Here is a 662-nt window from a genome sequence, read left to right on the forward strand (position 1 = left end):
GCAAGAACGTGGAAGTAATCACCTTCGACGAACTGCTGGGCAAGCTGCGATTGTTATTGGAGCACCTATCTCCACGCAAAGAGCCGCCGGATAAAGTACCGGCAGGATGACCTGCCTTTCTAGGAAGTCTGTCAGCGTTGTCGAGGCAACATCTCAGCAGAAGGAAAAGCTGGGTAGGAAGGGCAACGGCGCACATGTTCCACGCGCTGAGTGCGGATTCCACGGGCATCCGGCCACCCACAAGGCAGGCAGCGGCGCAGGATTAATTCGCTACCGTCGATCTCTTTTATCGAAGCAGAGAGGTCGTCGTGGAGCGGTTACCGGATTGAGCTGAAGGGCGAATCGATGCGCAGGCGCGCAACGAAATTGACGGCGACAGAGACTTCAGACTAACAATGCAAACCTGCGTCGCTGCGCTCCGACTGCCCGGCCGGATGAGCGTGGAACAGGTGGCCGCATGTTGGTGGAATGAGTGGCCGGATGGCGTGGAATCCGCACATTAGGTTATAGTTGCCGATTCGCTAAGCTCATCGGGCGTGACGTGGATTTAGTGCAAGACAACCACATCGTTCGGCCAAAAACGTGCTGCGCGGTCTGCATTACCAAATCCAGCAACCTCAAGGCAAACTAATGCGCGTAGTGCAGGGTTTCTCTACAAAACC

Annotated in this window: 1 pseudogene; it reads left to right on the forward strand. The window is 55.7% G+C overall.

Going from position 1 to position 662, the window contains the following annotated elements:
- Window positions 1-573 precede the first annotated feature (573 nt).
- Window positions 574-662 (forward strand): annotated as a pseudogene (locus tag KMS84_RS43700) (dTDP-4-dehydrorhamnose 3,5-epimerase family protein); the annotation flags it as partial.

The organism is Streptomyces hilarionis, from assembly GCF_024539675.1.
Classification (GTDB): Bacteria; Actinomycetota; Actinomycetes; order Streptomycetales; family Streptomycetaceae; genus Streptomyces; species Streptomyces hilarionis.